Below are 5,239 nucleotides of genomic sequence, written 5' to 3' on the forward strand. Positions count from 1 at the left end.
AACTTACCCGGTTCCAAGACCCAAAGCAAATCAACGTTTCCGCGACCCGCCCCGCCATCAAAACCAGCCCCACCCGCAACCGGCACGCCAAACAAGCGAACCATTCACAGGCTGTTCAGAAGGGGATTTGGCCGCCTCCGGCAACCAGCTTCCCGCCGGCCCCCTCTCGGCGACTTAGAAAACAATACACCCACCCAACCCCCACCGCAAACCCACCCCGATACCCCCGCGACAGGCGTCAAAATCCCCGGGTTTACGGGGATGTGAGCGGCCTCAGGCAGGCCTGCCGGACGGATTCGGGGCTATTCGCCCACTATGGAGCGCGTCACAGTCTGGCCGCGGTCGACTAAGCCTTGACCTCGAGGGCCAGGGTGAACTCAACCTCCCGCTGGGGGACCAGGTAGGCCTCCAGCACTCCGGGACCGCAAGCCCCGGTTCCCACTCCGCGCTGGACGTGGTCGAGATAGACGTAGGTGCGGCCGTCCGGCACCAGGTCCGGCTGATGATTCGCGGCATCCAGCGCCACTTGGCTGTACGGCCTGACGGTCAATGCCAAGGGTTTCCCGCTCACGGCCAGGTTGCCGCCGTCCAGCTGCAGTGTCGCGCTGTGCACGGCGGCGCGGGCGCCGGACTCCTGCGGGCGGACGTAGTCAACCGCCATGTCGGCGACGGGCAGTGAGTGCCAGCCCTTGCGCGCGCCTTGCCCGGTATCCGGATACGCCTGATGGGGCCCCTGCCCGAACCAGTCGACCTGCCGGGCTTCGGCGGCCAGAACGAGCTCCAGCCCGATCCGCGCCCAGGGTACGTCGCGCCCCCTGTCGGTCCATTCCCCGTCAGGGCGCAGGCGGGTGTGCAGGCCGAGCCGTCCGCCGTCGCTGGTCCACGTGTAGTCCACGAACACGCCGTACTGCTTGTCCGCTATGCCGACACGCGTCCGGATCTCCAACGCCTCGCCGCCCTCGGCATCCGGCACGGCCGATATGCCGATAAGCCGGGAGTGCAGCCGGTTCAGTCCTGCCGCGACCCATCGCTGCGCGAGAGTCGGGGCTTCGGGGTCCCCCCACCAGTCCACTCCGTGGTCGTTGTCCGTCGGGGCGCGCCACAGCACGAGCCGGAGATCATCCACCGGCAGCCCGCCCAGGCGGGTCAGCGCCCCGGTGGCCCGGGAGAAAGCAGCCGGCCCCAGCCGCAGCTCATCAGTTCCCGCCTCGGCTACGGCTTCGGTGGCATGGACGCGTGCGGCCTCAGGCGGGTTGAGAAGTGCCTGGCCCCACGCGAGCTCGTGGCCCGCGGCGGCCCAGGCGGTTTCCTCGGCGAGTTCGGCCCGGACGGTCAGCACCGCGGTCGCGTCACCGGCCAGGGCTGCCAGCCCGGCCGGCAGCGCAACGGTGGATTCGCTGCGGGGCGCCAACGGCGGAACCTCCACCGGACCGCCGTCGAGAGTGCCGCCGTCGGCCTCTACGGCGTAGCGGAACCGGAGGGCGGACGTGTCCGCGAAGTCGAACTTGCTGGCGACGGTGAAGGAGGTCCAGTCCGCCGCGACGGTGATGGCCAGCGGCTCAATGACCTTTTTGAAATCCAGCAGCCCCGGTCTCGGTTTGCGGTCTGCGTCCACGAGGCCGTCGGTAACGAAGTTGCCGTCGTGAATTTCCTCACCGAAGTCGCCGCCGTAGGCGAAGTACTCCCGGCCGTCGTCATCGGTGCGGGTGATGCCGTGCTCCAGCCATTCCCAGACAAAACCGCCCATGAGCCGCGGATACCGGTCGAAGAGCTCCTGATACTCGCTCATGCCGCCGGGGCCGGCGCCCATCGCGTGCACGTATTCGCACAGGACAAAAGGCATGGCGCGGCGGCGGGCATCCAGCCCGGGGTCGTCCAGGGCCGGCTCAATTCCCTGGCCGATCAGCGCTGTTTCTGCATGGTCCGCGTACATCCGTGAGTAGACGTCCACGTAGGGCGAGCTCCAGTCGCCCTCGTAGTGGATGGGCCGGGAGGGGTCGCGGTGCTTCGTCCAGCGGGACATCGCCGCCAGGTTACGCCCGGTGCCGGACTCGTTCCCCAGCGACCACATGATCACCGAGGCGTGGTTTTTGTCCCGTTCCACGGTGCGCCGCATCCTGTCCAGCAGCGCCGGCTCCCACTGCGGGTCGTCGCTGGGGTTTTGCTTCCAGCCTGCGCTTTCGAAGCCGTGGGTCTCCAGATCGCATTCCAGCATCACGTAGAAACCGAGCTGGTCCGCGAGGGCCAGGAAGTCCGGGTGCGGCGGGTAGTGCGATGTGCGGATGGCGTTGATGTTGTGCTGCTTCATCAGGCGGAGCTCGCGCTCCATGACCTCGTGCGGCACCGCCCGCCCGAGCCGCGGATCGTGTTCGTGGCGGTTCACGCCGCGGAGCAGGATCCGTTGACCGTTGACCTTGAACTGGGCGTCCTCGATGGTGATGGTGCGGAAGCCGATGCGAAGGTTCGCGGTCTCTCCGGCGGTGCTCACCGTTGCCTCATACAGTCGCGGCAGTTCGGCGGACCACGGGTGGACCGCCGGGATGACCTGCTCTGTTCCAGCGGCCAGCTCCAGTTCCAGCTCCGGGAGGCGTACGACGGCGTCAATCGCCTCGCCGGCCCGGGTCGCCTCCACCTTGAGAGTCCCTTCGCCGGTGAGATGGTGGTAGCCGGCGTGGACAAAGACGTCGTCGATGCCGTTGTCAGGCCGCGCCTGCAGCGTGACATCGCGGAAGATACCCGGTAGCCACCACATGTCCTGGTCCTCCAGGTAGCTGGCCGCCGAGAACTGCGCGACGCGCACGGCCAGGGTGTTGCGCCCCGGGACCAGGACGTCGGTGACGTCGAACTCGTGAGCCAGGCGGCTGCCGCGCGTTGTTCCGAGCCTGGTTCCGTTGAGCCACACGGTGCCGGCGGACTCGATGCCGTCAAAGCGCAGGACCGCCCGCGGAAAGAATTCGGGTCCGGCGTCGAACTCCACGACGTGGTCGCCGATGGGATTCAGATCCGGAACGTGCGGTGGCTCAACCGCAAAGGGATACTGGACGTTCGTGTACCAGGGCGCGCCATGGCCATGCATCGGCCAGCTGGACGGCACCGGCAGGTCCCCGAAGCCGGACGGGTTCTCGCCGTGCTGCCAGCCGTCCGCAGGGGCCAGCCGGGCACCGCCGTGAAGGCGGAACTTCCACGTGCCGTTCAGGACCTTGCGGGGCGCATCGCTGTGGAGGTACGCGCGTGCCGGAAGCGCTCCGTCGGCGGGCGCTACCGATTCAAGCCCCCGGATCTCATTCGCCCCGGCGTCCAGGGAGCGGCCGGGGGATGCCGACCGCGGTGAATCAGCGGGCGCGGTGGATGAATCGAGTGACATGCTGGTCCCCTGTGTGGGCTCTGGTTGATTTTCCGTGAACGTTCACGCACCTGTCCAAGAGTACTGGGATCGGAGCCATTTGGGTAGGGCCGGGAACTCTGCTCAGGCCGATTGGCGCAGCACCAGGCGGTGGCGGAGCACCAGCTCCGAGCCCGGTCCACCCGGCTCAATGGAGCCCGTGAGCAAACCGTCCAGAAGTTCGACGGCGGCCCTCCCCACCTCACGCAGGTCCAGTGCGAGAGTGGTCAGCTCCGGCGTCAGCAGCTCGCCGAGCGGGATGCCGTCCATGCCGATCACGGCACAATCCGCAGGGACAGCCCGGCCCGACTCCGCAAGGGCCTTGAGTGCACCTGCCGCCATAAGGTCGTTGAACACCACGATCCCGTCTGTGCGGGGGTGCTCCTCGAGCAGTCGGCGCGTCACTTGGCGGGCATCCGCTGCCGACTCTGGGGATACGGACACCGCCAGCACGACGCCGGCGGCAGCGGCGCTACGGGCAAAGGCCTGGCCGCGGGCAGTCACAACTTCCTGCGCGGAGCCGGATGCATGCCCTCGTTCTCCTCTGTGCCCGGGCGCGACAGTGGCACGGCCAGCCTCTGAATCCGCCCGGTCGATGTAGGCGAGGTGGCGGCAGCCTCTGGCCTGCAGGTGCCCGAGGGCGGCTTGTGCGGCATGCCCGTAGTCAAAGGAAATCCGGCCTGAGGCTGACCCCGCCGGCTGGTCGAGAACCACCAGGGGCCGGCGGCCAAGGATGGCCTGTGCTTCGTCCGTGGCGCCGCCCAAGTATCCGATCAGGGCGTCCACCTGAGGAGCGAGGTGCTCCACGGACTCGGCTCCGGTCGCTCCGCCATGCCCGTAGTCATCCATGACGACGTGCCAGCCTCGCTGGGTGGCAAGCTCCACCACACTGGAGGCAAATGCCGGGTAGTACGGGTTGGTGAGATCCGGAATCGAAAGACCCACCGACGTCCTCGCCCCCTGGACGAGCCCCTTCGCAAAGCGGCTGGGCGTGTATCCCAGTTCGCGTGCCACGTCCTGGACCCGCTGGCGCGTTTCCCGACGAATGCCCGGCATGGCGTTCATGGCGCGGGTAACAGTTTGCCGTGAGACACCGGCGGCGGCGGCCACGTCAAGAATGGTGGCGCGCTTTGCCGGTCCGGCATAGGCGCCCGTGCCACGGCCGGACGAAGCATCGCCGGAAGGAGGGGTCATAGTTGGTAAGTCTAGATGCCGCACCAACTCCGCTGGTCGAGCCTTTACGGCGAAACCCTCCCTCACCTTTCGTGGCCTCCCACCCAACGCTCCCTCACTTTTGGCCGTCTCCCACGGTGACGCTCCCTCACTTTTGGCCGTCTCCCACGGTGACGCTCCCTCACTTGCTGCCGGGTGATCACGGACGCTCCCTCACTTCTTGTCGGTGACGACGGCGGTGTGGATGACGACAGTGTGGTGGGTTGGGGTGCCCGGGCGGGCTTTGGGGGTGGTGGGTGAGGCGCTGCCCGGAAGGCTGCGGTAGTGCGGGAGGGTCCGGCTCTGCCCGGCAACTAGTGAGGGAGCGTGCCGTTCGGACCGGCAACTAGTGAGGGAGCGTCCGGCCCGCATGCGGCAGGTAGTGAGGGGGCGTCCGGCTCCCATGCGGCGACAAGTGCGGGGGCATCCGGGTCACGGGTGGTGCGGGGGCGTTGGGCCTGGGCCGGCAAGTGGTGGGGGGTGGTGGGGGTTTTTGTTGTCCGTGGTGTGGTGGTGGTTGGGTGTTTAAATGCGGGAGAGCCCCAACCGTGTGGTTGGGGCTCTCGACCTAATGGTTGTCCGGCGGTGACCTACTCTCCCACACCCTCCCGGGTGCAGTACCATCGGCGCTGTGGGTCTTAGCTT

General features: G+C 67.7%; 2 protein-coding genes. Both read right to left on the reverse strand.

Translation table 11 applies throughout. The features are described from left to right. Positions 1-346: 346 nt before the first annotated feature. Entirely contained in the window at positions 347-3,364 is a 3,018-nt protein-coding gene (locus JYA52_RS00380) for a glycoside hydrolase family 2 TIM barrel-domain containing protein (protein ID WP_205651183.1), read from the reverse strand. A gap of 102 nt (positions 3,365-3,466) precedes the next feature. Further along, positions 3,467-4,576, reverse strand: a complete 1,110-nt coding sequence (locus tag JYA52_RS00385) for a LacI family DNA-binding transcriptional regulator (protein ID WP_205651184.1) — start codon at positions 4,574-4,576, stop codon at positions 3,467-3,469. Positions 4,577-5,239 lie beyond the last annotated feature (663 nt).

It is taken from the genome of Arthrobacter pascens (assembly GCF_017052465.1).
GTDB classification, from domain to species: domain Bacteria; phylum Actinomycetota; class Actinomycetes; order Actinomycetales; family Micrococcaceae; genus Arthrobacter; species Arthrobacter pascens.